We start from the raw sequence: 26,655 nt of genomic DNA, 5'->3' as shown, positions 1-26,655 counted from the left end.
CCGATCGGGTCTAAGAGGCTGCATGGGCATGGTCGATCGCATCCTCACCATCATCGTCACCGCGACCCTGACCAGTGCGGTCTGGATCGTGGTCGGGGGCAGTCTGATCGAGAACGCTACCAGCGAAGGTCAGCGCGCCGCGACGCGCCCGGCCGAAGCGGCCCCGAGCCCATCTCCCACTACCGATATCGCCAGTTCCGGCATGCCTACGTCCGAGCCGCTCGACGCCGAGCCGACCCGCGAGCCCGAAGCCGGCAATAGCGACAATCTGATGATCCCGGTGCTCAACGTCCGGGCTTCCGATCTTACCGATACTTTCACCCAGGCGCGCGGCGACGGTGCGCGCTTGCACGAAGCGCTCGACATCATGGCGCCATTGGGCACCACGGTGCGTGCGGCGGGTGCCGGCAAGGTCGAGAAGCTCTTCCGCTCGAAAGCCGGCGGCAACACGATCTATGTGCGGACCAGCGACGGCAGCACGATCCATTATTACGCCCATCTGGGCGAATATGCCGAAGGTCTGAAAGAGGGCCAGCGGATCCGGCGCGGCCAGCGGCTCGGCACGGTGGGGAGCAGCGGCAATGCTGCGCGCGACACGCCGCATCTGCATTTCGCTATCCTTCAGACCACCGCCGATGCGCAATGGTGGGAACCCGCAAATGCGATCAATCCCTACTCGCTGCTGGCCGGAGAGTGATTGCCGGCTACATAATTTGACGTTTCGGGGCCTAGTCGCCGACGCGGTGGCAACGCAGGCGCCCGAGCTCGCCCTCGGCATTCACCTGCTGCAACAGCCCCGAGGCATGGCGGCGCATCCGCATGTTCTTCATCGGGCCGCGGGTGAAGATCACATCGCGCCCGGTCATCAGATAGGTGCCCTTGCCCTCGGCGCTGATGTAGCGAGAGGCGCTCGAAATCGTGAAATTGTAAGCCGGATCGACCACCCAGGCCCGGCCGGTCGCGTCGCCGGGCAGCCCGCATTCGTAGCGCCCCTGCGGCAGCGTGCCGATCCGGTCGCGCGCATCGTCGGCATGCGCCGCTTGCGCTCCGAACAGAGCGAGGCCACAGGCGGCGAGAAGGGCGGTTTTGTGCGTCATAATGGTGTGCGTATCCGATAGCGCAGTGGCGCCGCTAGCGCCAGCCACCTTGCTCCAGCCTGAGTGCTCGGCTAAGCGCCCCGGCACAACCGGTTGCGCGCCCTCGCGCGCCGTTCCCCAATCGAAGGCACAAACCCCATGAAGATCAGCGGTGTGGACATCCGTCCCGGCAATATTCTCGAATACGAGAAGGGCATCTGGAAGGTGGCCAAGATCCAGCACACCCAGCCGGGCAAGGGCGGCGCCTATATGCAGGTCGAGATGAAGAACCTGCAGGACGGCCGCAAGACCAACGTCCGCTTCCGCAGCGCCGACACCATCGAAAAGGTCCGGCTCGAGACCAAGGATTACCAGTTCCTGTTCCAGGACGGCGAAGCGCTGGTGTTCATGGATCAGGAAAACTACGAGCAGATCAATCTCGACACCGATCTGCTGGGCGACGAGCGCCCGTTCCTCGAGGACGGCATGGTGGTGACGCTGGAACTGTGGGAAGACCGCCCGATCTCGGTGCAGCTGCCCGACCAGATCGAAGCCACCATCGTCGAGGCCGATGCGGTGGTGAAGGGGCAGACCGCTTCCTCCAGCTACAAGCCCGCGGTACTCGAGAACGGCGTCCGGGTCATGGTCCCGCCGCATATCGAGAGCGGCACGCGGATCGTGGTCGACGTCTACGAGCGCAGCTACGTCGGCAAGGCCGGCTGAATCGAGGCGCGGCCCGATCGGGCCTGCCGCCGCCAGAATGAACGAACAGGAATAGCATGGCAGCCTTATCCGGACTGATCCGCGTCATGGAACGCGCCGCGCGCAAGGCGGGCAACCGCCTGCGCCGCGATTTCGGCGAGGTCGAGCATCTCCAGGTGAGCCGCAAGGGCCCGGCCGACTTCGTCTCCAAGGCCGACCAGATCGCCGAACGTACGCTCTATGACGAACTGCTCAGCGCGCGCCCCGACTGGGGCTTCGTACTCGAGGAAGGCGGCACGATCGAGGGCGACCCCGACAAGCCGCGCTGGATCATCGATCCGCTCGACGGCACCAGCAATTTCCTCCACGGCATTCCCCATTTCGCGATTTCGATCGCGGCTCAGGAACCCAGGTTGGGCGGCGGCGGCTGGGGCGAGGTCACCGCCGGCGTCATCTACCAGCCGATCACCGACGAAACCTTCTGGGCCGAGAAGACCCGCGGCGCCTGGCTCCACGACGGCCGGCTGCGCGTCTCGGCGCGCTCTCGGCTGTCGGACGCGCTGGTCGCCACCGGTATTCCCTTCCAGGGGCATGGCGATTTCGGCGAATGGACCAAGATCTTCGCCGCGATCGGCCCGCAGGTGGCGGGCATCCGCCGCTATGGCGCAGCCTCTCTTGACCTCGCCTGGCTCGCCGCCGGACGCTTCGACGGCTTCTGGGAAAGCGGATTGAGCGACTGGGATACCGCTGCCGGCTGCCTTATCGTGCGCGAGGCGGGCGGCTTCGTCTCCGACTTCCGTGGTCGTTCGAGCCCGATCCATTCGGCGCAGGTGCTGGCCGCCAACGATGCGCTGCATTCGCGGCTGCACAAGCTGCTGGCGGGCGCGCTCAGATAGCGCCGCGCGGCGCCTCAAGCCGCTTGAAAGCGCGCGGCGGTCCCGCTATCCGCCGCCTTCGCGGGAATGCCCCTGTGGTGGAATTGGTAGACGCGCTCGACTCAAAATCGAGTTCCTAACGGAGTGCCGGTTCGAGTCCGGCCAGGGGCACCACTCCCGCACGATCCTCGAATATTCTCACATTCCCGTTCCGAAAGCGGTATAGCCGTCGCCCTGCGTAGCGGGAGGATGCCGATGCCGGGGAGGGTGACTGGAGTGGTGGCGGCGGGGGTTGCGCTGCTGCTGACGCCAGCGCTGCTGGCGCAGACGCCGGGACAGCAGGCGCTCCTCGAGGAGGCGGGCCAGCTGTTCACCATGGGCGATCGCGCCGGGCAGGGCGGCGACCACACCGCCCGGATCGCCAATTACCGCGCCGCCTTGAGGCTGGTCGATCGCGCCATCGCGATGGAAGGCCCGTCCGCCGAGATGATCGTCAATGGGCGGCGCGAAATGCTGCTCTCGCTGGGCGAAGCTCAGGCCGAGGCGCGGCAGCACGATGACGCTCTTGCCACCTATTCCGGCCTCGCTCGCGAGATCGAAGGCGAGGGGGGCGCTATCCCTTCGGGCCGGGTCGAACGGCTCCACTACGCGCGCGCTCTGCGCGGTCTCGTCGATGCGGGGGTCAATTCGGGCAATCCGCTTGCTTCGCGCGAGGCTTTGCCGCGGCTGATTGCCACCGGACGGGCGATGCATGCGGCCGAGCCGGGCAACAGCTACCTCACCCGCCGCCTCGCGCAGGACATGCAGGCCGAGGTGATCTTTCGCTGGGTGCTCGAGGACGGGCCCGGGGGCGCCGCAATGGCGCGGGAGACGCTGGCGCTGTTCCGCAGTCTGGCGCTGAGCAATCCCAACAGCGTAGAAGCGCTCGGCAGCCGCTTTCTCTGGGCCTATGGCGCTGCCGAACTCACGGGCGACGACATTGAATTGTGGCGCGAAGCGGTCGAAGCGGGCGAAGATCTGGCAGGTCGTCGCCAGTTGAAACCCGAACACGTGCCATTTCTGCGCGCCGCTCGCTCACGGTTGGACGTCCTGGAGCGATCCGGCCGCTGATCCATCGGGCGCATGGCCGCAATTCTTACATCCCCCGTCGATTTGGCTTGTGTTCCCCCGCATCTTTGAAGATCGCGGCGCGATATGATGCCCGGCATACCCAATCCCCACGCGATCGCGGCGCTCGTCGTGACGATCGCGATGTTCATCGGTTTTGCGCGGGGGCGGCTGTCGGTCGAGATCGTCTCGCTGCTCACGATCGCGGTGATCGCGGTCGGGCTGTATTTCTTTCCGCTGCCCGGCACCGGGCCGACCGAGGGGCTGCAGCTCGCCTTCGCCGGCTTCGGCCATTACGCGCTCATCACCATCTGCGCGCTGATGATCATGGGACGGGGTCTGGTGGTGACCGGCGCGCTCGAACCGGCGGCGCGCTTTCTCGAGCGGGTGTTCAAGTTCAACCTCCAGATCGGCTTGCTGGTATCGCTGGTGCTGGCGATGCTGCTCTCCATGGGCGTCAACGATACGCCCGTGCTGGTGCTGCTGCTGCCGATCTTCGTCACTCTGGCCGCGCGCGGCGCAATGCCCGCGTCCAAGACGCTGATCCCGCTCAACGCCGCGGTGCTGATCGGCGGAATGGCGACCACGATCGGCACCTCGACCAACATCCTCGTGGTTTCGATCGCCAGCGATCTCGGCATGCCCCCGGTCGGGGTGTTCGACTTTACCCCGATCGTGCTGGTCGCCGCGCTGGTGGCGCTGCCCTATCTGTGGCTGGTGATGCCGCGGTTGCTTGGCGACAATTCGGTGGCGGAGACCGGAATCAAGCGGCGCTTTTCCGCACGGTTGCGGGTGACCGAGGGCAGCATGCTCAACGGCAAGGTGCTCGCGGAGATCCTCCCGCGCCTGCCCGCCGACATCGAGTTTCACGAAGCGCCTGCGGGCTTGCTGCGCCCGCAGCAGCGGTTGCGCATGTCGGGCCCCCACGAAGCGCTGGAAGAGGCGCTCCGGGTGCTCAAGGGCGAGGCCGCGCCCAATTGGGTGCTCGACCGCATCCGCCGCAAGGCTCAGGAAACCAGACAGGACATCGTGGTGGTCGAAATGACCGTCACCGCCGATTCGCGCCTGATTCACCGGACGCTGCCCAGCTCGGGGATCGCCGATCTCTACGGCGTCGCTGTTGTCGGGGTTCATCGTCCCGAACGGCTGATGGCCGCGAAGGATCAGTTTAGCGAAGGCGGCGATATGCGCTTCGCCGAAGGCGACGTCCTGCTGGTGATGGGGCTCCCCGACGAGCTCCAGGCCTTTGCCCGCGGCGACAGCCTGCTCACGCTCGAGGGCATGCGGGAGCTGCCGCGCCGCTCCAAGGCGGTGCTCTCGGCGGCCATCATGCTCGGTTCGGTGGGGACCGCGTCGGTGGGTCTGCTGCCCATTGCCATCGCGGCATTGGGCGGGGCGATCCTGATGTTCGTCACCGGATGCGTCAAATTCGACCGCGTAGGCCGCGCGCTATCGGCCAAGGTCATCGTGCTGATCGCCGCCAGCATTGCGATCGGGCGGATCGTCGACGACAGCGGCGCGGCGCAGTGGCTGGGGCAATTGCTCGCCTACGGGCTGCAATATCTCGCCCCGGCGGCGGTACTCGCCGCGATCATGCTGTTCGTGACCGTGCTGACCAATTTCGCCTCCAACGCCACCGCCGCTACGGTCGGCACGCCTATCGCCTTCGCCATCGCCGCGCAGCTCGGTCTGCCGCCCGAACCGCTGATCCTTGCGGTGCTGTTCGGTTGCAATCTTTGCTACGCCACCCCGATCGCCTATCAGACCAACATGCTGATCATGGCCGAAGGCTCCTACGAATTTCGCGATTACATCCGCACCGGCGTGCCGCTCGTCATTCTGATGGTGACGACGCTTTCGATCATGCTGGTGCTGACCTACGAGCTGTGAGGACTTCCCTGGGCGGGCCCGGTCTGCAACACTGATCCCGACGATTTCATCATACCGGGGGAGAAAACTTGCCATGAGAACTTCACGACTGAGTCTGGCCGCCACGATATCGGCCGTGGCGCTGGCGTCCGCCGCATCCGTGCAGGCCGACGAACTGCGCGACGATCTGATGGCGGACATGCCCGAACTGATGGAGCTCTACCGCGATCTCCACGCCAATCCCGAGCTCAGCTTCGAGGAGCACGAGACCGCCGCCAAGCTGGCCAAGCGGATGCGCGCGCTGGGTTTCGAGGTGACCGAGGGCGTCGGGCAGACCGGCGTGGTGTCGGTGATGCGCAATGGCGAGGGACCGGTGGTGTTGCTGCGCGCCGATATGGACGGGCTGCCGGTGGTCGAGCAGACCGGGCTGCCCTACGCCTCCACCCAGACCGCCACCCCGGCCAGCGGGGTCACCACCGGGGTGATGCACGCCTGCGGCCACGATACGCACATGGCCGGCTTCATCGGCGCGGCGCAGCTATTGGTCGAGCGCAAGGACCAGTGGCAGGGAACGCTGGTGATGATCCTCCAGCCCGCCGAAGAGATCGGGCTGGGCGCGCTCGCCATGCTCGAGGATGGGCTCTACACCCGCTTTCCCAAGCCCGACTACGCGGTTTCCTTCCACGATGCGGCGCAGTTTCCCGCCGGGATGATCGGCTATTCGCCGGGCTTTGCGCTCGCCAACGTCGATAGCGTCGACATCACCGTGCCCGGGGTCGGCGGCCACGGCGCCTATCCGCACACCACCAAGGATCCGGTGGTTCTGGCCAGCGCGATCGTGATGAAGCTGCAGACGCTGGTCAGCCGCGAAACCTCGCCGCTCGACCCGGCGGTGGTCACCGTCGGCAGCTTTCACGCCGGCGCCAAGCACAACATCATTTCCGACGAGGCCAAGCTGCAGCTTACCGTGCGCAGCTATTCGGACGAATCGCGCAAGCTGCTCCTCGACGGCATCGCCCGGATCGCGCGCGGCGAGGCGATGGCGGCGGGCATGCCCGAGGACAAGATGCCGCTCGTGACGGTCGAAGATCCCTATACCCCCTCGACCTATAACGATCCCGATTTCACCGAGACGGTAATGGGCCATTTCCGCACCCGCTTCGGCGAGGACCGGGTGATGCAGGTCCCTAGCGTGATGGGGGGCGAGGATTTCGGCCAGTTCCGCCGGGCTGCGCCCGATGACGTCGAATCGCTGATCTTCTGGGTCGGCGGCGTGCCGCAGGAGCAACTCGACAGGGCGGCTGCGGGCGAAACCACATTGCCCTCGCTGCACTCGCCATTCTGGGCGCCGGACGCGGAAAAGGTCATCGCCACGGGTGCGGAGGGTCTCGCCAGCGCAGCGCTTACGCTGATGCCCGTGCAGGGCGGCTGAGCGGAGCCTCAAACGATTACGGCCGCCGGCGTGCGAAGAGCACTCCGGCGGCCGCTTTCTCCTCCCCAGGAGAAAAGGGTCGGCTATTCGGCGTCGGGCACATAGGTGCCGAGCCGGTGGTGAAGCGCATTGATCTTCGCCAACTCCTCGCGGTCGTCGGTCTGCCGCGCGTGGCTCGACAGCGCGGTGCGCAAGAGGCGGAAATCGGCGGTCGATAGCAAGGCCCGGGCGCGGCCAGGTTCCTTGCCAGGCTCGCGCGCCGGTTCGGGTGTCGTATCGGTGGTCATGGGATAATCCTCTCTCCGGCGCGGCTCAAGCGGCCGCGAACTGGTTCATGGTATTGTCCTTGCCGCCCGCCTTCAATGCCGCTTCGCCGGCGAAGTATTCCTTGTGGTCGTCGCCGATGTCGGAGCCCGCCATGTTCTGGTGCTTGACGCAGGCGATACCCTCGCGGATTTCTCGGCGCTGGACCTGCTCGACATAGCCCAGCATGCCCTGTTCGCCGAAATAGCGCTTGGCGAGATTGTCGGTGCTGAGCGCGGCGGTGTGATAGGTCGGCAGCGTGATCAGATGATGGAAGATGCCGGCGCGCTTGGCCGCATCCGCCTGGAAGGTGCGGATCTTCTCGTCGGCTTCGATCCCCAACTCTGTCTCGTCGTAATCCACGCTCATCAACCGGTCGCGCTCGTAGGGCGAGACATCCTTGCCTGCTTCCTGCCAGGCGTCGTAGACCTGCTGGCGGAAGTTGAGCGTCCAGTTGAAGCTGGGCGAGTTGTTGTAGACCAGCTTGGCGTTGGGCACCTCCTCGCGGATGCGATCGACCATGCTGCCGATCTGGTCGACATGCGGCTTCTCGGTTTCGATCCAGAGCAGATCGGCGCCGTTCTGCAGTGCGGTAACGCAGTCGAGCACCACCCGGTCGACCCCGGTGCCGGCGCGGAACTGGTAGAGGTTGGAGGGCAGCCGCTTGGGGCTCAGCAGCTTGCCGTCGCGGCTGATGAAGACCTGACCGTTGGTGACATTGGCGGGATCGACCTCCTCGGCATCGAGGAAGGCATTGTACTGATCGCCCAGATCGCCCGGTTCCTTGGAGTAGGCGATCTGCTTGGTCAGCCCCGCGCCCAGCGAATCGGTGCGCGCGACGATGATGCCTTCGGGAACGCCGAGTTCGAGGAAGGCGTAGCGGATCGCGCGAATCTTCTGGAGAAAGTCCTCGTGCGGGACTGTGACCTTGCCGTCCTGATGGCCGCACTGCTTTTCGTCGGAAACCTGGTTCTCGATCTGCAGCGCGCAGGCGCCGGCCTCGATCATCTTCTTGGCGAGCAGATAGGTGGCCTCGGCATTGCCGAAGCCGGCGTCGATATCGGCGATGATCGGTACGACATGCGTCTCGTGATTGTCGATCGCGGACTTGATGCGCTTGGCCTCGACCTCGTCGCCGCGCTCCTTGGCCGCGTCGAGTTCGTGGAACATCATGCCCAACTCGCGGGCATCGGCCTGCTTGAGGAAGGTGTAAATCTCACCGATCAGCCCGGAGACGCTGGTCTTCTCGTGCATCGACTGGTCGGGGAGCGGTCCGAACTCGCTGCGCAGCGCGGCGACCATCCAGCCCGAGAGATAGAGATAGCGGCGCTTGGTGCTGCCGAAATGCTTCTTGATGGAGATCATCTTCTGCTGCGCGATGAAGCCGTGCCAGCAGCCCAGCGACTGCGTGTATTGCGCCGGATCGGCGTCATAGGCCTCCATATCCTCGCGCATGATGCCAGCGGTGTAGCGCGCGATGTCGAGCCCGGTGGGGAAACGGTTCTGAACCTGCATCCGCGCGGCGCTCTCGGCGTCGATCGCCGCCCATGGCGCGCCATTGCCCTCGATGGTCTTGGCAAAATCGTCGATGGTGGCTTGATAGGTCATGTGCATCTCCTGTGAATCTCGTCGCACTCAACTTGCGCGTTGCGGGCTCGAATGACAGGAAAAATGACAAAATAACTTGTAACTATGGGCCTCTGACCGCAAAATACCCTGTAACAATGTAAAGGAAATTACAAAACTCTTGGCCGATCCCTCCGTCTTTGCCGGCCCCGCGCTGCGCCGTATCCGCCGTCGCGAAGGTCTCACCCAGGCGGCGACTGCGGCGCGCCTGGCCATCTCCCCGAGCTATCTCAACCTGATGGAGCGCAACCAGCGCCCCGTCAGCGCCCGGGTGATGATGCGTCTGATCGAGGAGTTCGATTTCGACCCTCGGTCCTTGCGCGAAGACGCGTCGATCGGTGGACTCGACGGCCTCGCGCGGCGCTTCGCCGACGAACGCTTCGCCGATCTCGCCATCGATCGCGAGGAGGTCGACGAGCTCCTGTCCGCCGCTCCACAAGCCGCCGCCGCCTTCGCCCGGCTCTACGACCGAGCGCGTGAGGCGAGTGCATCGGCATCCGATGCCATCGTCGCCGCACGCCGCGAGATCGAGCGCTGGCGCAACCATTTCGGCGATCTCGATCACGCGGCGGAAGAACTGTCCGACGAGATGCGGCTCTCGCGCGGCGATCTCTCGGTCGCGCTGACGGAGCGATTGCGCGAGCGTCATCAGTTCGCCGTTCGGTTTCTCCCCCGCGAGATCATGCCTGGCATGGTCCGGCGGCTCGATCTTCATGCGCGCCAGGTGCAGCTGTCCGAAATGCTGCCCCCCGAATCGCGCACGTTCCAGCTGGCGGTACAGCTCGCCCAGCTCGAGCAGCGCGAGGCGATCGATACCATCGCGCAAGGGGCCAGGTTCGACGACGAAACGGCGCGCGAGCTCTTCATCCATCATCTGACCGGCTATTTCGCCGCCGCGCTGATCATGCCCTATGGCAGGTTCCTGCGTGCTTGCGACGCTACCGATTACGACCTGCCGGTGCTGCAGCGCCGCTTCGGCGTGAGCTTCGAGCAGCTTGCCCATCGCCTCACCACGCTCCAGCGCGTGGGACAGCGGGGTCTGCCCTTTTTCATGGCCCGCCTCGACCGCGCCGGACAGTTCTCCAAACGGATCGTCGGAGCAAGCGGCGCGGAACTGATCGAGGCCGAGCATAGCTGTCCGCTGTGGATCGTCCACAAAACCTTCGAGCGATCGGGCGAGCTGCTTGTCCAGCTGGTCAACTCCCAGAGCGACGGGCAGACCACGGATGTCTGGTTCACAGTGGGAAGGACGGTCGAAGGGATGGGCACGAGCGGCGCAGCGAAATTTTCGGTGGTGCTCGGACTCGATGCTTCCTTGGCCGGATCGCTGGCGCAGGCGCGCGGCGTTTCGCTGAGGCCGGAAGATGCGGTGCCGATCGGTCCCGGCTGTCGCCGCTGTCACATCGAGGGTTGCGAGCAGCGGTCACTGCCGCCGATCGGACGACGGCTGCGCTTCGATCCGGTGAGCCGCGGGGCCACTCCTTTCGAATTCGGCGATCGAGGCATCACGCTTTAACGTCGATCGGGAACGAGGTGCCGCGCCGCCGGTCGTTGCTCCAAGCCGCTCTACCAAAGACCAACATGCCACGCAGAGGTGCAGGGGTGGGGAGAGCTTCGACGCTCCTCTGGGCTGGCTCCGGTTGTTTCGCCCCGTGCTGTAAAATTTACCGACAGTTCACCTGTAAAGCCTATAGACGGTCGGCAATGAGCGATCGGGCCGGCCACGCATGATCAGACTGTTCAAACATTACATCCCGTATCCGGTGGTCGTGCTTGGTCTGGTCGATGTGCTGCTGTTGCTGCTGGCCGGCGAGGCGGCATGGCACTTTCGAGTGTGGCAGATCGATACCGACCCTGGCCCGTTTCTCGATCGCTTCCCTGAAATCCTCGCCTTTGCGGTGGTGGTCAATCTGGCGATGATCGCGGTGGGCAGCTACGGGCCCGAAGCGCTGCGTTCGCTGCGCTTCGCGACCGCGCGGCTGCTGGTGGCGGTCAGCCTCGGCGTGCTGGGTATCTCGCTGCTCGACTTCCTCATTCCCGGCAACATGTTCTGGCGCTCGGTGCTGCTCTACGCGATGCTCCTGGCGATCGCGCTCCTGATCCTCAACCGCGTGATACTCGGGCCCTTACTCGGGACTTCGACGTTCCGGCGCCGAGTGCTCGTTCTGGGGGCGGGGGTGCGCGCAGAGCGGTTGCGCCTCCTTTCCGCCCGACCGGGCAGCGGCTTCGATGTCGTCTCCTGCATCGCGATGGACGAAGGCCCGGCAGTCGTTGAGGATGCAGTACCGCGCCAATCCATCGCCGATCTGGGGCGCTATGTCGAACGGGTGGGTGCGATCGAAGTGATCGTCGCGCTCCAGGAGCGACGCAATTCGCTCCCACTCAAGGACCTGCTCAGGGTCAAGACCCGTGGCGTCCACGTCAACGATTTCAGCAGCTTCCTCGAGCGCGAAACCGGACGTGTCGATCTCGATACGCTCAACCCGAGCTGGCTGATTTTCTCCGACGGCTTTTCCGCCGGTCGGGCAATCTCGAGCGCGGGCAAGCGCGCCTTCGACGTGATCGTCAGTCTGCTGCTGCTGCTGGTAACGGTTCCCGTGATCGGGTTCTTCGCACTGCTCGTTAAGATCGAGAGCAAAGGGCCGGCCTTCTTCCGCCAGTCCCGGATCGGACTGTTCGGTCAGCCCTTCGTGGTGATCAAATTGCGCTCGATGGCGCAAGATGCCGAGAAGGACGGGGCCCAATGGGCGATCCAGAACGACCCCCGCGTAACCCGCATCGGCCGGTTCATCCGCAAGGTGCGGATCGACGAGCTGCCGCAGCTGTGGACGGTTTTGAAGGGCGAGATGAGCTTCGTCGGACCGCGCCCCGAGGTTCCGCAATTCGTCGCCGATCTCGATGAGCAACTGCCCTATTACGCCGAGCGGCACATGGTGAAGCCCGGCATAACCGGCTGGGCCCAGATCAACTATCCCTACGGCGCCTCCATCGAAGACGCGCGCCACAAGCTGGAATACGATCTCTATTACGCCAAGAACTACACCCCCTTCCTCGATATCCTCATTCTGCTGCAAACCCTTCGCGTGATCCTCTGGCCGGAAGGTGCGCGCTAGGCTCGTGGAAGAGATATTCGCCTTTCTCGCCTTCGGAATCGCCGCGCTGGCATGCGTGTTCGCCGCGGTGTGGATCGCGCGCTGCGGGCGGCGCGATCGTTCGGATCGTGGCGCCACTCTGGTTGCGCTGTCGATCACCTGTTTGTGGTGCTTGGCTGTAGCGTCGCTCGGAGCCGACCGGGCGCTGTCCTATTTCGCCGAAACGGCGCGGGATCTCGCCTGGACGGTCGTGCTGTTTCGCCTGTTTGCGAATGATGGCCGGGATGCAAGCTTGCGCCTGGTGCGCCCGGTGATCGGGTCGCTCGTGTTCGTGCAGTTGCTGCAGGTGTTTGTAGTCTTCGTCGCCATGGGCGGCCTGCTGGATCGCGAGAGCGCAAGCCTGGCGTTACAGACCCTGGCGCTGTTGCACCTTCTGAGCGCAGCGGGCGCGCTGGTCTTACTGCACAATCTCTACGCCGGCGCGGCCGACATGTCGCGCCGCCTGCTGGCATGGAGCGCAGGTTCGCTAGGGCTGTTCTGGGGTTTCGAGCTCAATTTCCATACCGTCGCATACCTGGGCGGCGCAGCGCTGAACGAAGTCAACGGTTTGCGCGGGCTGGTCATGGCGGGGATGGCCTGCGGCATAGCGATCGGTTTTTCGCGGTCGGAGCGGGGGCTGACCTTCCGCCCTTCGCGCGCAGTCACGTTTCAGTTGCTGTCGCTGGTGTTGATCGGCGGTTATCTCGCCGCCATGGTACTCTTGTCAGGGTGGGCGGCGGACCGCTTTTCCGGGGACCTGGGGCGGATAACCCAGGTGGGCTTCTTGCTGGCCGCTGCGGTCTTCACGGTTCTCTGGCTGCCGTCGCCAAGGTTCCGCGACTGGGCAAGGGTCATGGCGACGAAGCACCTGTTCAAGCATCGCTACGATTATCGCTCGGAATGGATCCGCTTCACCCATACGATCGGTCGGCCCGCAGGCGAGGAGGGAAGCCTTTCCGAGCGCGCAATCCAGTCTCTCGCCGACATCACCGATAGCCCCTGCGGATTGCTGCTGGTACCAGACGAGGATGATGCACTGACCCTCGCGGCGCGCTGGCGTTGGCCGCAAATCGAAGTACCGGCGCCGGCGGTGCCGCTCGAGCTCGCCCGGCTGCTGGAGCGCGAAGGTCTGATCCTGGATCTCGACAAGAGCAGGCAGGGCATCTCCCATCGCGGCGAGGCGGCGATGGTTCCAGCCTGGTTGCGCGATGAACACCATGGCTGGGCCGCAGTGCCGCTCATTCACCATCATCGTCTTGTCGGCGTGATCGTGCTGGGCCGCCCGCCCGTCCATCGCGGGCTCGATTGGGAGGATTTCGATCTCCTCGGTGTCGCCGGCAAGCAGGTCGCGAGCTATTTAGCCGAACAGGCCGGACAGGAAGCGCTGGAGGAAGCGCGCCGTTTCGACGAGTTCAACCGGCGGATGGCCTTCGTGATGCACGACATCAAGAATCTGTCGAGCCAGATGGCGCTGCTGCTGGCCAATGCGGAGAAGCATTCCGAGAATCCGGAATTCCGCAAGGACATGCTCATCACGGTCCGCAACAGTTCGGACAAGCTCAACGCTCTGTTGGCGCGTCTGGGACGTTATGGCGGAGCGGACAGCGGTCGGCGCGAGCGGGTCGACCTGGCGGATCTGGGCCGGAGTCTTGCGGCGCGCTTCACCCATACTCATCCGGTCAGCTTCTCGGGCTGTGGGCGATGTCCGGTACTGGCCGACCGCGAGTGTCTCGAACAGGCTTTGGTCCATCTCGTCCAGAACGCCATCGATGCCAGTCCGGCGCGATCGCCGGTCGAGATCCAGGTGACAAATCACGGCCTGCGCGGAGCCATCGTGATTGCGGATGCGGGCCGCGGCATGAGCGCGCAATTCGTTCGCAACGAACTGTTCAAGCCCTTCGTCTCGACCAAGGAGGGCGGTTTCGGCATCGGTGCGCATGAAGCGCGGGCGATGGTCCGAGCGATGGGTGGACGCCTCGATGTCGAGTCGCGCGAAAGCTTCGGCAGCCGCTTTTCGATCAGCCTGCCGACCGATGCCGCAGAAAAGCTGCTTGCCTCGAGGTTCGACGACTCGCCGATCGGGGCGGAGCGGCTCGACGAGGTGCATACCAAAAGAAACGAGGTTGCATGATGGCGAACGCCAAGCCGAAACTGTTGGTGGTAGAGGACGACGAAGGTCTGCAGGCGCAGCTCAAATGGGCCTATGACAATTTCGATGTGCTGATTGCCGGCGACCGGGAATCGGCGCTGACCGCCTTGCGTGCCGAAACGCCAGCAGTCGTCACACTCGATCTCGGCCTGCCCCCGGACCCCGACGGCATCAGCGAGGGCTTCGCCGTGCTGGATGCGATTATGGCGCTCAAGCCCGATACCAAGGTAATCGTGGCCTCGGGTCATGGCGCGCGCGACAGCGCGCTCCAGGCGATCCAGCGCGGCGCCTATGATTTCTACCAGAAGCCGATCGACATCGAGGCTCTGGGGATGATCGTCGACCGCGCATTGCGGCTGCATGCGATCGAACAGGAAAACCGGCGGCTGGCCGAGCGGGTCGGCGATGATCGCACCGTTCTGGGAACCATGATCACCGCCGCTCCCGAAATGCTCAAGGTCTCGCGGACCATCGAGCGGGTTGCGCAGACCAGCGTGTCGGTGATGCTGCTCGGCGCGAGCGGAACCGGAAAGGAATTGCTCGCACGCGGCCTCCACGATGCCAGCGACCGTCGTGACTCCCCTTTCGTCGCGATCAATTGCGCGGCGATTCCCGAGAACCTGCTTGAGAGCGAACTGTTCGGGCACGAGAAGGGCGCTTTCACCGGGGCCGTCAAGACAACCGAAGGCAAGATCGAACTCGCACATGGCGGTACGCTGTTCCTCGATGAAATCGGCGACATCCCGCTGCAGTTGCAGGTCAAGCTGCTGCGCTTCCTGCAAGAGCGTACGATCGAGCGGATCGGCGGTCGCAAGCCGATTGCGGTCGATACGCGGATCGTTTGTGCGACGCATCAGGATCTCGAGGCAATGATCGGCGAGGCGACCTTCCGCGAGGATCTGTTCTATCGCCTGGCCGAAATCGTGGTGAAGATCCCGCCGCTGGCCGAGCGCGCGGGGGATTCGATCCTGCTCGCCAAGGCTTTCCTGGCTCAGCACGCAAAGGAGATGAACCCGCAAGTGCAGGGTTTCACCCCCGACGCGCTGGCTGCGATCGACGGTTGGGGTTGGCCCGGTAATGTCCGCGAACTCGAAAATCGGGTGAAGCGGTCGGTCATCATGGCCGACGGCAAGCTGGTGACGCCCGAGGATCTCGATCTGTCGAGCAGCGAGGACGACGAGGGCGAAATGCCGCTCAATCTCAAGAGCGCGCGCGAACAGTCCGACCGCAAGGTTATCCGCCAGGCGCTGGCGCGGAGCGAAGGGAACATTTCCAGCACCGCCAAATTGCTCGGTATCAGTAGGCCCACCCTCTACGATCTGCTCAAGCAATATGATCTGCAGGGCTAACCTTCGGCGAACATCGCTTGCGGTTGGCATAATGGCGGCGCTTCTCGCCTCCTGCTCGGCGCGGGAAGAGCAAAAGCCGGGTTTCGAGGCCGCTCGGGTCGCACTTGCGGGCGGCGATGGTCTGACAGCCGAAAACCGTTTGAACGCTCTGCTTGAACAGGGTCACGGCGCACCCGAACTTGCAGCCTACCTTGGCGAAGCCGCCCTGCAGCAGGACGACCTTGCCAAAGCCCGCCGCTGGCTCGGCGACGGCACTTTCTCGCCGAGCACCGCTGCGCTCGGCTTTCGCATGCTGGGCCAGCTCGAGATGCGGGAAGATCGTCTTGCTGCAGCTGGCGCCGCCTTCGATCGAGCGCTGAGGGCTGATCCGCAGAACGCCGAATTGTGGGTGGACATCGGCCGGCTGCGCTATCGCGGCGGCGAGCAAGTGCAGGCGATCGCCGCCGCCGAGAGAGCGCTGGCGGTCGATCCCGGAAACTCCGCCGCATTGCGTTTTCGGGCCCAGCTGGTGCGCGATTCACAGGGGCCGCGCCATGCGATACCATGGCTCGAAACGGCGCTTGAAGCGACACCCGGCGATGTTGGATTGCTGACCGACTATGCCGCCACACTGGGTGATGCGGGCGAAGCGGCGGAAGCGTTGGCTGCCCTGCGAAGGGCGAGCGAACTGTCTCCGCACGCGCCGCGGCTCGCCTTTCTCAATGCGGTCATCGCTGCACGGGCCGGCGAATTCGACCTCGCTCGCTCGCTGTTGATGCGGGCGCCCACCACAGAGATCGAAACGCCTGCAGCATTGCTGCTGAGCGGCATCCTCGATCTTGAACTGGGGCAATACGCGAGCGCTGCGCAGACCTTCGACCGGCTGGCGCAAATTCAGCCCGACAACCAACGCGTGGTTCGTCTGCTCGCCCGCTCACTGATGCTGAGCGGAGGCGAGCGCGAATTGGTCGCGCGGCTGGCGGAGCGAGCTGCAGAGCCCCGCGCCTCTCCCTATCTCAAGACGCTGGTCGGAAGAGCGCTGGAGACCCTCGACAGACGCCAGGACGCGGCGGTGTTGCTGGATGCGGCCGCTCGCCCCTCGGTTTCGGCGATCACCCCTCTGCCCAGCCGCACCCGGCCCGAAGCCCTGCGTTTCGACCACCTTGCCCACGGTGCCGATCTGCGCGACTTCGTGCGCGAGTATCTGCGCACCGGGCAGACTGATCGCGCAGTGGCCGAAGCCGGAAGATTTGCCCGTCAGCATGCAGGATCGGGCGATGCCCAGGCCCTTCTGGGCGATGCTTTGTTGGCCGCTGGCGAAGGCGAGAGGGCCACCCGGGCCTATCTGCGTGCGGCACAAATCCGCCGGGACTGGCCGCTAATCCGTCGGCTGGTGGCGGCCCATATGATGGAGGACGACGCAGAAGCGGCGCGCAATGCGCTCGAGCGGTATCTCTCGGGCGGCGCTAGCGAGGCATCGGCGGCGGGCTTCTATGGCGGATTGCTCGCGGAGCGCGGAGAATTCGCTTCGGCAGCTGCGGTCCTCGACAGCGCCCTCGATCACGGCGCTCGCAGCGATCCGGCGATCCTTGCGCTGCGCAGCGAGATGGCGGCGCAGCTCGGCGATGATGCCGGAGCCCGTCAATTCGCGTGGCGAGCCTATAAATTGCAGCCGCTTTTTCCACCGGCGATTCGCGCGCTTGCTCGCGTGACCGAGGACCAGGCGCTGGCGGCACGGCTCGAAGACAAATACGAGAAGGTAAATAACCGCTAGACGACTGCGGAGGCCAGTGCTCGACACGGACGGGCGAAAGCGGCAGGGGCGGGCCATGGCGCTGCGCACCGTCTTGTCCGATCCGATGCTGCGCATGCTCGCGCTTGCCGTACTGCTGGCCGTGATCATTCCAGTCGGCAGCCAAACTCGCCCCGCTGCCGATCTGCTCGTCAGCGCCGGTGTCTTCGTCCTGTTCCTGCTCAACGGGATGCGTATCGCCCGCAGCGAAATTCGGTTGGGCCTGCGCAACTGGCGGTTCCTGCTGCCGCTACTGCTGTGGGTGTTCGGTGCAATGGCGCTGGCAGGAATGGCTCTATCGAGCCTGGGACAAGGGCTGATCCCCCCGCTTATCGCGGTGGGCTTTCTTTACCTCGGCTCGCTTCCTTCGACGGTCCAGTCGGCCACCTCCTACAGCGCACTCGCCGGAGGCAATCTCGGACTCTCGGTCATCAGCGCAGCCTTGGTCAATATCGCAGGAATTTTCGTGACCGTGCCGGTGTTCTTCCTCCTCGGCGGTACCGGGAGCGAAGCGCAAATCGGATGGGAGAGCGCAGAGCGGATCCTGCTGATATTGCTGCTCCCTTTCGTCATCGGACAAATCGTCCAGGGATGGACGCGAGACTTTATCGCCCGACACGGCAGACACATCATCTGGATCGATCGACTCGTCATCGCGCTCGCCGTCTACGTAGCCTTTTCGGGCGCGGTGGAGCAGGGGATCTGGCAGAGGGTGGATGCCAGCGCATGGACGTGGCTTGGCGGCATGGTCGCGGTGTTCCTGCTGTTCGGCCACCTCGGCTCTTGGGTGGTCGCAGGTGCGCTGCGCCTCCCGCGCCCGGACAGGATATCGTTCCTGTTCGCCGGGACTCAGAAGAGCACCGCAGTCGGCGTTCCGCTCGCCGCCATCCTCTTCCCGCCCGAGATAGCAGGCTTTCTGGTTGTGCCGCTCATGCTCTATCATCTGACGCAGCTCGTTGTCGCGGCGCCGGTCGCCGGAGCGCTCAGGCGTGCGGGTTAGGCCGTCGCCTCGAGGGTGCCGTGGCGCTTGTTCCAGCGGACCGACCACCACAGCGAAATGACGATCAGCGTGGCTCCGATCAACCCCGTCAGCGCCTCGGGAATATGCACCACCACCGAGGCCAGCATGATCCCGCCCAGAGCGATGATCGCCCAGAAGGCGCCGTGCTCGAGGAAGCGATACTCCGCCAGCGTGCCTTTCCTGACCAGATGAATCGTCATCGAGCGCACGAACATCGCGCCGATCGACAGACCCAGTGCGATCACCACCATATTGTTCGACAGAGCGAAGGCTCCGATCACACCATCGAAGCTGAACGAGGCATCGAGGACTTCGAGATAGAGGAAACCGCCGAGACCCGAACGCATGATCACGCCGCTGGCTCGCTTGGCCTGCTCGCGCATGTCGAGAAACGTGCCCAAGGCGTCGACGGCGATAAAGGTGACTGTCCCGAGCAAACCTGCGGTGAGGAATGTCAGCGCCTCTTCATCGGGCAACAGGGTCGAAATCCCCCACATCACCAACAGCAGCAGCGCAATTTCCACCGCGGGCAGAGCGGAAACGCGGGTCAGCTTTTCCTCGATTACGGCGATCCAGTGCACTTCCTTGTCGGCGTCGAAAAAGAACTTCAGCCCGACCATCGTGAGGAAAGCGCCGCCGAAACCGGCGATGCCGACATGCGCGCCCGAGACGATCCGCTCGTATTCCTGCGGATTGTTCAAAGACAGTTCGATGGCTGCCAGCGGCCCCAGTCCGGCGGCGATCGCGACGATGGCGAGCGGGAAGATGATCCGCGTGCCGAACACCGCGATCGCGATCCCCCAGACGAGGAAGCGCCGCTGCCAGACCTCGCTCATGTCTTTCAAAACCGTGGCATTCACCACGGCGTTGTCGAAGCTGAGCGACACCTCGAGGATCGACAGGATCACGACGATCCACAGCAGCCCGAGCGTTCCGACCAGCGTGCCGGTGCTCGCGGCACCGTACCATACGGCCAGCCCGAGGCAGACCAGGGTGAAGACGAGCGAAAATTTGTAGAATTGCAGAAGCGTGGACACGCAGGGGTGATCCTTCAGGATTTGGGCTGGTAAGTCTGGTCTTCGCCGGGGAAGCTGCGGTTGCGCACATCCTCGGCGTAGCTGGCGGCGGTTCGCTCGATCAGTGCCGCAATATCTTCATATTTCTTCACGAAGCGCGGGACGCGCTCGAACATTCCGAGCATGTCCTCGGTGACCAGCACCTGGCCATCGCATTGCGCCGAGGCACCGATGCCGATGGTCGGAGCGGAAACGGCCTTTGTCGCGGCGACGGCGATACTCTCGACCACGCCCTCGATGACGATTGCGAACGCACCCGCCGCGTCGAGCGCCTTGGCGTCGCCGACGATCTTTTCGGCCTCGGCATCGCTGCGGCCCCGCGCGGCATAGCCGCCCAGGACATTGACCGCCTGCGGAGTCAGGCCGACGTGGCCCATCACCGGAATGCCGCGTTGCGACAAAAATGCGACCGTATCGGCCATAGCCTCGCCGCCTTCCAGCTTCACTGCGGCCGCGCCGCTCTCCTTGAGCAGTCGCGCGGCACTGTCGAAGGCTTGCTCGGGCGAGCGCTCGTAGCTGCCGAAGGGCATGTCGACCACGACTACCGCATGGTAGCTTCCGCGCACGACTGCGGCGGCATGGTTCGCCATCATCTCCATCGTGACAGGGATGGTGGAGGGCAGACCGTAGATCACCTGACCCAGCGAATCCCCGACCAGCAGCAGGTCGCAATGCGCGTCGAGCAATTGCGCCTGCCGCGCAGTATAGGCGGTCAGCATGACCAAAGGCTCGCCGGTCGCGCCGTCGGTCTTGCGCGCGCGAATCTTGGGCACGGTGAGCCGCTTCATCGGTGCTGGGGTGGGGGTGGCCCTGCTGGTCGCAGTATCGATCTGAAAGGTCGTGGACATGGTCGCAACGCCTAGCGCCCTGTGAACGCAAAGGCAAAGCACCCTCGACGCGGCGGTCGAAACATTGCAGATGGGCCCCAGGGCACACGCGCCGGACCGCAGGCGCGCGATGGAGAGGTTCGAACAATGGTCGCGACTACGACAAGCACGAGCGAGGGCTGGTCCTCTCGCTGGGCATTCATTCTGGCGGCGATCGGCGCAGCGGTCGGGCTGGGGAATATCTGGCGCTTTCCGACGCTGGCTGGCGAAAGCGGCGGCGGGGCCTTCGTGATCTTCTACATCGGTTGCGTCTTCCTGATCGGCCTGCCCTTGATCCTCTCGGAAATCTTCATCGGCCGGGCCGGACAGACCGATGCGGTCGGTTCGATCAAGCGCGTCGCAGCGCAGTCGAACGCCTCGACCAATTGGTCGATCTTCGGCGCGATCGGCGCGACCGCGGCTTTTCTGATCCTGTCTTTCTATTCGGTCGTGGCGGGCTGGGTGCTCTACTACGCCGGCGTGATGGGCGGCGACCTGCTGCAGGCGATCGGCTCGGGCGAGCCTTTCCGCGGCGCGCTCGAAGGGGAAAACCAGGCGCAGGTGCAGCAACGGCTTACCGACATGTTCGCCAATCCCGGGCTGCTGCTCGCGATGCATCTCGCCTTCATGGGGGCCACGCTCTTCATCGTCGCGCGCGGCGTTCACGCCGGTATCGAAAAGGCGGCGTTGTATCTGATGCCGATGTTCTTTGCGCTGCTGATCGGGCTTGTGCTCTACGGTGCTATCGAAGGCGACATGGGCGATGCCTTTACCTTCCTGTTCACCCCCGACTGGTCGAAGCTGACCCCGCAGGTGATGAATGCCGCGCTGGGTCAGGCGCTGTTCTCGCTCTCGTTGGGTGTCGCCGGACTGATCACCTATGGTTCCTACATCAAGGAAGGCAGCGGGCTGGGCTCGACCTCGGCGCTGATCGCCTTCGCCGATATCGGGGTGGCGCTACTGGCGGGCCTGATGATCTTCCCGATCGTCTTCGCGGTCGGGCTCGACCCCGCCGCGGGGCCGACGCTGGTGTTCCAGACGCTGCCCTTCGCCTTCCAGACCATGCCTGCCGGCGCGCTGTTCGGCTTTCTGTTCTTCGTGCTGATCCTCGTCGCGGCGGTGACCAGCTCGATCTCGCTGCTCGAGGTGCCGACCGCCTGGGGTATCGGCGAGCGCGGCTGGAGCCGGGCCAAATCGGCGACGATCTTCGGGGGCGGTGCCTTCGTGATCGGCATCTTGTGCCTGCTGGGCTACAACGTCTTGTCCGAGGTCCGCCCGCTCGGCTTCTGGCCGCTGTTCGAGAACACCGACATCCTCGACACGATCGACGGCTTTACCGGCAAGGTGATGCTTCCGCTCGGCGCTCTGCTGACCTCGCTGTTCGTGGGCTGGAAGGCCGACCGTACGCTGGTGCGCAGCGTCACCGGCCTCTCCCCCCTAGCGTTCGGCCTGTGGCGGTTCCTGATCGCCTGGCTGTGTCCGATTGCTGTGGCCGTTATCCTGATAACCGGCCTTTTTCCGGGCCTTCTGGGCGCCTGATCTTTTCTGTTGCCGGGCCTGCAAAAGGCATTAAATCACGGCGTTGCAGGTTGGTTGGGCGGAAGCGTTCCGCTGCGGACCTGGGGGTCTCCGGCCAATGCTTCTGGACAGGGTAAAGCCGCTCGACGCGATTCTCGCGACGGCGAAGAAGAAAGCACTAAAACGCACTCTCGGACCGATCCAGCTCATGCTGTTCGGGATCGGCTGCATCATCGGCACGGGCATTTTCGTGCTGACCGCGGCCGGCGCGCAAAAGGCGGGCCCAGGCCTGATGCTCGCTTTCGTGATCGCCGGGCTGGTCTGCATCGTCGCGGCGCTCTGCTATGCGGAGATCGCGTCAATGATCCCGGTCGCAGGTTCAGCCTACACCTATTCCTACGCCACCATGGGCGAGTTTCTGGCGTGGACGGTGGGGTGGGCGTTGATCCTCGAATATGCCATCGCAGCCTCGGCGGTTTCCGTCGGTTGGTCGGGCTATTTCGCCGGCACGATCCTCAATGAATTCCTCGGGATCGAGCTCCCGCAATGGCTGGCGGCAGGACCGCTGGCGCTAGGCGGGGAGCCGGGCGGATTCATCAACCTCCCGGCGATGGTGATTGCGCTGCTGGTCACCTGGCTGCTGATGATCGGCACCAGCGAGAGCGCGCGGGTCAATGCGGTCCTGGTCGCGATCAAGGTGGCGGCGCTCACCATCTTCATCGCACTGACCTTCACCAGTCCCGAATTCGACGTCGACAAGTTCAATCCCTTTCTGCCTGCGGGCGTTTTCGGGGGCTTTGGCACCGGGGTCGGCGCAGTCGGTGCGGCGGCGACGATCTTCTTCGCCTATGTGGGATTCGATGCGGTCTCGACCGCGGCGGAAGAGACCAAGAACCCGCAGCGCAACGTGCCGATCGGCCTGGTGGGTTCGCTGCTGTTCTGCACCCTCTTTTACATCCTCGTGGCCGCGGGTGCGGTCGGCACGATCGGCGGGCAGCCGATCATGGGGCCGGGCGGGATTCCCTTCCCGGCGGGTTCCGAGGAACTGGCACTTCAATGCGCGATGCCGCAATATGCCGCCGCGCTGGTCTGTTCGGACGAGGCGCTGGCCCATGTGCTACGCCAGATCGGCTTCTCGGGCGTCGGCAACATGCTCGGCATCGCGGCGTTCTTCGCGCTGCCCTCGGTCATTCTGGTGCTGCTGTTTGCGCAGACCCGCATCTTCTTCGTGATGAGCCGCGACGGTCTGCTTCCCGAAGGATTGTCCAAGGTCCACCCCAAGTGGAACACGCCCTATGTCGTGACCGCCATCACCGGTGCGATCGTGGCGGCCGGCGCGGCATTCTTCCCGGTGGGGCAACTGGCCGACATCGCCAATGCGGGTACGCTCTACGCTTTCCTGATGGTGGCGGTGGCGGTGATGCTGCTGCGCCGCAGCGACCCTGGCCGCAAGCGGGATTTCCGGACTCCGGCGCTGTGGCTGGTCGGTCCGGCGACGATCTTCGGTTGCGCCTTCCTGTTCCTCAACCTGCCCACCGAAGCGATGCTGGTGCTACCGGTATGGTCGCTGATCGGTCTGGTCGTCTATTTCGGCTACAGCCGCCGCCACAGCCATCTGGGTCGCGGCATCGTCGAGGTGCACGAGCCCGAATATGCCGAGGTCGAACCGGGTATCCCGGGTGTCGGTCACCACGAAGCTTCATAGCTGAACGAAGAAGGGCCGCTCGCGGGAACGGCCCTTCTTTGGATAGGCTGGCGGCAGTTCAGAGCGGCGTGCGCTTCACGTGCTGTTCCTCGGCGTCTTCGTGGACATCCATGCCCAGCGCCATCTTCGCGGTGCTGAGCAGCCCCATGTCGCCATCCCAGATCTCGGCATTGCCCAGATCCATGCGCAGGAAGAGAATATCGGGGTCGGTCTTGCCGCCGTCGTACCAGGCTTCGACGAAATTGTTCCAGAACTGATCGAAGCGTTCACGACTGGTTTCCTCGACCAGGGTCCCGCCGAAGCGGGCGTAGATCCCGTGATCCTTGCCCTTGAAGGTCGCGGTAGCCGGGCCGAGGGCGCGGAAGGGACTCTTGGTGTGGGTGAAGAACCAGATCGCGCTGTTGGCATCCTTGTCCAGCTGGGGGCTCATCGGAACCGCGGTGTCGGGCTGGCCGTCGAGCTGGAGGAAGAGGAAGGGCGAATCGGCGAGAGACTTCCAGAATTTGGTCTTGAGCTCGTCGGGATTGCCTTCTGCGTACTTCATACCTGTCTCCTGTTGAATGGTTCATCGGGACAATGATCCAAGCGGGCGTTCGGTCCCGACAAGAGCGAAGCGAGCGGCTGTGGCGGGGATGAATCCAGCGCCGGGATTGCGAATCGGAGCACGTCGGAACATAAGAAGAACATATGAGTCGTTCCCCCATGCCTCTCGAGACGTTTTCGCAGACCTGCGACGTCGGCGCACTTTCGGCGCGGCGCAGCGCACGCTGGCAACCCGGCCTTGCCGCGCGGGCGGGGCCGGTTGCGCATAGCGAAGTCTTTGCCTCCGCCAATCACGCCGGGGGCGCGGCGGTAGCGCTGGCGCTGGCGCTCGACGACTGGCGCCACGCCCCGCGCGGTGAAACCCGCGAAACGCAGGACCGGCGCGCGGTGCTCTGGGTGCAGACGCGCGAGGCGGCGCGGCTGACCGGGCGCCCCTATCGCGCGGGCCTGCCCGAGGATCTGCGCCACCGCGTAATCCATGTGCTCGCCCAAAAGCCCGAGGATGCGCTGTTCGCGCTGGAAGAAGGCGTGCGCTGCCGCGAGATCGCCTTCGTCATCGGCGAGCTGTCGGGCAATCCCAAGGCGCTCGACTTCACCGCCTCGCGTCGGCTGACGCTGGCGGCGGAACGGCACGGCGTCCCGCTCTATCTCGTTCGTCTGGAGGCGCAGCGCGATCTCAGCTCGGCGCGGATGCGCTGGGAGGTGGCCTCTGCGCCCTCTGCCACGCCCGTCTGGAATGCACAGGCGCCCGGTGCGCCCGCCTGGCGGGCCGAGCTGTTCCGCGCGCGCACCCATCCCCCTGGCGAATGGCTGCTGGGCGAGGAAAGTGGCCTATTGCGCACCGAGCGCAAGCGCAAAGATGAGGACGAGACGAAGGGTCGCAACTGGAGCGATGGATTGCAGCCTCGGCGGCGCGCTCGCGCCGCAGGGCGGTGAGCGACGGGCAGGGGGCATCCTCGCCGCCGCCCCGCCGCATCCTCTCGATCTGGCTGGGTGCGCTGGCGATGGACCGCTGGCATCTGACGCAGGAGGCGGGCGAAGACGGACCGCTCGTGCTGATCTGCGATACGGCGCACGGCCCGCGCATCGAAGCCGCCAATGACGCGGGTCGCGCTGTCGGTGCCCGCCCGGGAATGATGCTGGCCGATGCACGTACGCTGTGCCCGCAGATCCGCACCGCGCCTTCGGACCCCGCGGGCGATCGCGCGATGCTCGAAAAGCTCGCCGAATGGGCGATGCGTTGGGGCCCCTGGTCGGCGCTCGATCCTCCCGACGGCCTGCTGGTCGATGTCACCGCGGTGGCGCATCTGTTCGGCGGCGAGCCGCAGCTGTTGGAGGATGTCCGGACTGCCTTCGCGCGCCGTCGCCTGACCATTCGCAGCGCGATCGCCCCGACCGCCGGGGCCGCCTGGGCGCTGGCGCATTTCGGTGCGGAGCGCAGCATTCTCGAAGCCGCCGAATGGGGGCATGAGAATATGCCGGCCCGGCTCGCCGAGCTCCCCGTTGCGGCGCTGCGGCTCGACGGGGATGTGCTCACCCTGTTGCGGCGTCTCGGGCTCAAGCGGCTGGGCGAGCTTACCACCATCGGCCGCGATGCGCTCCAGCGGCGCTTCCGCAACCGCCGGGCGCCCGCCGCCAATCCGCTGATCCGGCTCGATCAATTGCTAGGCCGGGTGCCCGAACCGCTGCTTCCGGTGGTGCCGCAGTCAATGCCGCTGGTGCAGCGCCGCCTGCTCGAACCGATCCGCCATCGCCCGCTGCTCGACCGGGTGCTGACCGATCTGGGAGAGGATATGGCGCGCGAGCTGGAGGGCAGGGCGCAAGGCGCACGGCGGCTCGAACTCGGCTTGTGGCGCGTCGATGGCGAGGTGGTGGTGCGCCGCCTCGAACTCGCTGCCGCGACCCGCGATCCCGCGCATATCTGCCGCCTGTTCGCCGCCAAGCTCGACGATGTCGAAGCCGGTTTCGGGATCGAGATGATGCGTCTGCGCGCGAGCTGGGCCGAGCCGCTGGCGCTGGCGCAGCAGGATCTCGAAGCGGCGGCGGAGCGGCACGGCACCTCGCTCGCCGCCTGCATCGATCGGTTGTCGGTGCGGCTGGGCGAAGGCGCGGTGACTCGCCCCGTACTCCATGCCAGCCATATCCCCGAACGCGCGCAGCGTTGGCAGCCCCCGCTTGCGCCGCAAACCCCCTCGCAGACCGAACTCGCCTTTCACCAGCGCCCGCTCAAGCTGCTCGACAGACCCGAGCGGATCGCGGTGCTCTACGCCACTCCCGACGGCTATCCGCAACGCTTCCGCTGGCGTGGCAACGTCCACGATGTGGCCCGCGTCGAGGGGCCCGAGCGGATCGCGCCAGAATGGTGGCGCGAACGCGGCGCAGCGCGGCTGCGCGACTATTATCGCATCGAGGATGGGGAAGGGCGGCGCTACTGGATCTATCGCCAGGGTCTGGTGGGCGATGGCCGCGGCGGGCTGCCCGACTGGTATCTGCAGGGCCTGTGCGCGTGAGCGCGGCCGCGACCGTTTGTTGTGTC

22 protein-coding genes and 1 tRNA gene are annotated in these 26,655 nt (G+C 65.1%); 17 read left to right on the top strand and 6 right to left on the bottom strand.

Annotated features, from left to right (window positions below):
• Positions 1-28 precede the first annotated feature (28 nt).
• Complete coding sequence (locus Q9K01_RS07160) at positions 29-697, top strand: M23 family metallopeptidase (RefSeq protein WP_422785300.1); 669 nt, start codon at positions 29-31, stop codon at positions 695-697.
• A gap of 31 nt (positions 698-728) precedes the next feature.
• Here Q9K01_RS07160 and Q9K01_RS07155 read toward each other — a convergent pair whose 3' ends face one another.
• Entirely contained in the window at positions 729-1,097 is a 369-nt protein-coding gene (locus Q9K01_RS07155; protein ID WP_305929526.1) for an elongation factor P, read from the bottom strand.
• 138 nt (positions 1,098-1,235) lie between these two features.
• On the opposite strand from Q9K01_RS07155, the gene efp reads away from it, so the two are divergent.
• The 6 genes from efp to Q9K01_RS07125 all read left to right on the top strand — a co-directional run bounded on the left by efp (position 1,236) and on the right by Q9K01_RS07125 (position 7,061).
• Positions 1,236-1,799, top strand: coding sequence for an elongation factor P (gene efp / locus Q9K01_RS07150; RefSeq protein WP_305929525.1), 564 nt, complete (start codon positions 1,236-1,238; stop codon positions 1,797-1,799).
• A gap of 56 nt (positions 1,800-1,855) precedes the next feature.
• Complete coding sequence (locus tag Q9K01_RS07145) at positions 1,856-2,674, top strand: inositol monophosphatase family protein (protein WP_305929524.1); 819 nt, start codon at positions 1,856-1,858, stop codon at positions 2,672-2,674.
• Between the two features lie 68 nt (positions 2,675-2,742).
• Positions 2,743-2,827: transfer RNA gene (locus Q9K01_RS07140), tRNA-Leu, on the top strand.
• An 81-nt stretch (positions 2,828-2,908) separates the two neighbouring features.
• Positions 2,909-3,763 carry a hypothetical protein gene (locus tag Q9K01_RS07135; RefSeq protein ID WP_305929523.1) on the top strand — a complete coding sequence of 285 codons (855 nt, stop codon included), beginning with the start codon at positions 2,909-2,911 and terminating at the stop codon, positions 3,761-3,763.
• A gap of 84 nt (positions 3,764-3,847) precedes the next feature.
• Positions 3,848-5,650, top strand: a complete 1,803-nt coding sequence (locus Q9K01_RS07130; protein WP_340324262.1) for an SLC13 family permease — start codon at positions 3,848-3,850, stop codon at positions 5,648-5,650.
• 73 nt (positions 5,651-5,723) lie between these two features.
• On the top strand, positions 5,724-7,061 hold the full coding sequence (locus tag Q9K01_RS07125) for an amidohydrolase (protein ID WP_305929522.1): 1,338 nt from the start codon (positions 5,724-5,726) through the stop codon (positions 7,059-7,061).
• Positions 7,062-7,144: 83 nt separating this feature from the next.
• Here Q9K01_RS07125 and Q9K01_RS07120 read toward each other — a convergent pair whose 3' ends face one another.
• Complete coding sequence (locus Q9K01_RS07120) at positions 7,145-7,348, bottom strand: hypothetical protein (RefSeq protein WP_305929521.1); 204 nt, start codon at positions 7,346-7,348, stop codon at positions 7,145-7,147.
• A 25-nt stretch (positions 7,349-7,373) separates the two neighbouring features.
• Positions 7,374-8,972 (bottom strand): isocitrate lyase, encoded by a 1,599-nt coding sequence (locus tag Q9K01_RS07115; protein ID WP_305929520.1) that lies wholly within the window; start codon positions 8,970-8,972, stop codon positions 7,374-7,376.
• A 139-nt stretch (positions 8,973-9,111) separates the two neighbouring features.
• Here Q9K01_RS07115 and Q9K01_RS07110 point away from each other — a divergent pair, with 139 nt between their 5' ends.
• The 6 genes from Q9K01_RS07110 (at position 9,112) to Q9K01_RS07085 (ending at position 18,390) form a co-directional block, all read left to right on the top strand.
• Positions 9,112-10,506: a helix-turn-helix domain-containing protein gene (locus Q9K01_RS07110; protein WP_305929519.1), complete on the top strand. Its 1,395-nt coding sequence runs from the start codon at positions 9,112-9,114 to the stop codon at positions 10,504-10,506.
• A 211-nt stretch (positions 10,507-10,717) separates the two neighbouring features.
• Entirely contained in the window at positions 10,718-12,103 is a 1,386-nt protein-coding gene (locus Q9K01_RS07105) for a TIGR03013 family XrtA/PEP-CTERM system glycosyltransferase (protein WP_305929518.1), read from the top strand.
• A 4-nt stretch (positions 12,104-12,107) separates the two neighbouring features.
• Positions 12,108-14,252, top strand: coding sequence for an XrtA/PEP-CTERM system histidine kinase PrsK (gene prsK, locus Q9K01_RS07100; protein WP_305929517.1), 2,145 nt, complete (start codon positions 12,108-12,110; stop codon positions 14,250-14,252).
• A complete protein-coding gene (prsR, locus tag Q9K01_RS07095; protein WP_305929893.1) occupies positions 14,252-15,619 on the top strand; it encodes a PEP-CTERM-box response regulator transcription factor in 1,368 nt (455 codons plus the stop codon). The genes prsK and prsR overlap by 1 nt, the downstream gene beginning before the upstream one ends.
• A gap of 31 nt (positions 15,620-15,650) precedes the next feature.
• Entirely contained in the window at positions 15,651-17,372 is a 1,722-nt protein-coding gene (locus Q9K01_RS07090) for a tetratricopeptide repeat protein (protein WP_305929516.1), read from the top strand.
• A 55-nt stretch (positions 17,373-17,427) separates the two neighbouring features.
• The gene (locus Q9K01_RS07085) at positions 17,428-18,390 is read left to right on the top strand and encodes a bile acid:sodium symporter family protein (protein ID WP_305929515.1); all 963 of its coding nucleotides are present in this window, start codon (positions 17,428-17,430) and stop codon (positions 18,388-18,390) included.
• Here Q9K01_RS07085 and Q9K01_RS07080 read toward each other — a convergent pair.
• Together Q9K01_RS07080 and panB are read right to left on the bottom strand one after the other, a co-directional pair.
• Positions 18,387-19,448: a DUF475 domain-containing protein gene (locus Q9K01_RS07080; protein ID WP_305929514.1), complete on the bottom strand. Its 1,062-nt coding sequence runs from the start codon at positions 19,446-19,448 to the stop codon at positions 18,387-18,389. The genes Q9K01_RS07085 and Q9K01_RS07080 overlap by 4 nt on opposite strands.
• 14 nt (positions 19,449-19,462) lie before the next feature.
• A complete protein-coding gene (panB, locus tag Q9K01_RS07075) occupies positions 19,463-20,335 on the bottom strand; it encodes a 3-methyl-2-oxobutanoate hydroxymethyltransferase (RefSeq protein WP_305929513.1) in 873 nt (290 codons plus the stop codon).
• Positions 20,336-20,461: 126 nt separating this feature from the next.
• Here panB and Q9K01_RS07070 point away from each other — a divergent pair, with 126 nt between their 5' ends.
• Together Q9K01_RS07070 and Q9K01_RS07065 are read left to right on the top strand one after the other, a co-directional pair.
• Positions 20,462-21,892, top strand: a complete 1,431-nt coding sequence (locus Q9K01_RS07070) for a sodium-dependent transporter (RefSeq protein ID WP_305929512.1) — start codon at positions 20,462-20,464, stop codon at positions 21,890-21,892.
• A 97-nt stretch (positions 21,893-21,989) separates the two neighbouring features.
• Positions 21,990-23,576 (top strand): amino acid permease, encoded by a 1,587-nt coding sequence (locus Q9K01_RS07065; RefSeq protein WP_305929511.1) that lies wholly within the window; start codon positions 21,990-21,992, stop codon positions 23,574-23,576.
• Between the two features lie 58 nt (positions 23,577-23,634).
• On the opposite strand, the gene Q9K01_RS07060 is transcribed toward Q9K01_RS07065, so the two are convergent.
• The gene (locus tag Q9K01_RS07060) at positions 23,635-24,120 is read right to left on the bottom strand and encodes a pyridoxamine 5'-phosphate oxidase family protein (protein ID WP_305929510.1); all 486 of its coding nucleotides are present in this window, start codon (positions 24,118-24,120) and stop codon (positions 23,635-23,637) included.
• 143 nt (positions 24,121-24,263) lie between these two features.
• Here Q9K01_RS07060 and Q9K01_RS07055 point away from each other — a divergent pair, with 143 nt between their 5' ends.
• Together Q9K01_RS07055 and Q9K01_RS07050 are read left to right on the top strand one after the other, a co-directional pair.
• A complete protein-coding gene (locus tag Q9K01_RS07055) occupies positions 24,264-25,055 on the top strand; it encodes an ImuA family protein (RefSeq protein WP_305929509.1) in 792 nt (263 codons plus the stop codon).
• A gap of 68 nt (positions 25,056-25,123) precedes the next feature.
• Positions 25,124-26,629, top strand: a complete 1,506-nt coding sequence (locus Q9K01_RS07050; protein WP_305929892.1) for a Y-family DNA polymerase — start codon at positions 25,124-25,126, stop codon at positions 26,627-26,629.
• Positions 26,630-26,655: the final 26 nt, after the last annotated feature.

The organism is Qipengyuania benthica (genome assembly GCF_030717865.1).
Lineage (GTDB): Bacteria > Pseudomonadota > Alphaproteobacteria > Sphingomonadales > Sphingomonadaceae > Qipengyuania > Qipengyuania benthica.
Note: the sequence above shows the minus strand (reverse complement) of the source record. Positions and strands in the feature narration are given on the sequence as shown.

Bases quoted from the DNA above. Each gene is read 5' to 3' on its own strand.
- panB (WP_305929513.1), bottom strand. From the start codon at position 20,335: ATGTCCACGACCTTTCAGATCGATACTGCGACCAGCAGGGCCACCCCC.
- prsR (WP_305929893.1), top strand. From the start codon at position 14,252: ATGGCGAACGCCAAGCCGAAACTGTTGGTGGTAGAGGACGACGAAGGT.
- Q9K01_RS07105 (WP_305929518.1), top strand. From the start codon at position 10,718: ATGATCAGACTGTTCAAACATTACATCCCGTATCCGGTGGTCGTGCTT.
- Q9K01_RS07090 (WP_305929516.1), top strand. From the start codon at position 15,651: ATGGCGGCGCTTCTCGCCTCCTGCTCGGCGCGGGAAGAGCAAAAGCCG.
- Q9K01_RS07050 (WP_305929892.1), top strand. From the start codon at position 25,124: ATGGACCGCTGGCATCTGACGCAGGAGGCGGGCGAAGACGGACCGCTC.
- Q9K01_RS07145 (WP_305929524.1), top strand. From the start codon at position 1,856: ATGGCAGCCTTATCCGGACTGATCCGCGTCATGGAACGCGCCGCGCGC.
- Q9K01_RS07060 (WP_305929510.1), bottom strand. From the start codon at position 24,120: ATGAAGTACGCAGAAGGCAATCCCGACGAGCTCAAGACCAAATTCTGG.
- Q9K01_RS07085 (WP_305929515.1), top strand. From the start codon at position 17,428: ATGGCGCTGCGCACCGTCTTGTCCGATCCGATGCTGCGCATGCTCGCG.
- Q9K01_RS07055 (WP_305929509.1), top strand. From the start codon at position 24,264: ATGAGTCGTTCCCCCATGCCTCTCGAGACGTTTTCGCAGACCTGCGAC.
- efp (WP_305929525.1), top strand. From the start codon at position 1,236: ATGAAGATCAGCGGTGTGGACATCCGTCCCGGCAATATTCTCGAATAC.
- Q9K01_RS07065 (WP_305929511.1), top strand. From the start codon at position 21,990: ATGCTTCTGGACAGGGTAAAGCCGCTCGACGCGATTCTCGCGACGGCG.
- Q9K01_RS07125 (WP_305929522.1), top strand. From the start codon at position 5,724: ATGAGAACTTCACGACTGAGTCTGGCCGCCACGATATCGGCCGTGGCG.
- Q9K01_RS07120 (WP_305929521.1), bottom strand. From the start codon at position 7,348: ATGACCACCGATACGACACCCGAACCGGCGCGCGAGCCTGGCAAGGAA.
- Q9K01_RS07115 (WP_305929520.1), bottom strand. From the start codon at position 8,972: ATGACCTATCAAGCCACCATCGACGATTTTGCCAAGACCATCGAGGGC.
- Q9K01_RS07135 (WP_305929523.1), top strand. From the start codon at position 2,909: ATGCCGGGGAGGGTGACTGGAGTGGTGGCGGCGGGGGTTGCGCTGCTG.
- Q9K01_RS07130 (WP_340324262.1), top strand. From the start codon at position 3,848: ATGATGCCCGGCATACCCAATCCCCACGCGATCGCGGCGCTCGTCGTG.
- Q9K01_RS07155 (WP_305929526.1), bottom strand. From the start codon at position 1,097: ATGACGCACAAAACCGCCCTTCTCGCCGCCTGTGGCCTCGCTCTGTTC.
- Q9K01_RS07070 (WP_305929512.1), top strand. From the start codon at position 20,462: ATGGTCGCGACTACGACAAGCACGAGCGAGGGCTGGTCCTCTCGCTGG.
- Q9K01_RS07160 (WP_422785300.1), top strand. From the start codon at position 29: ATGGTCGATCGCATCCTCACCATCATCGTCACCGCGACCCTGACCAGT.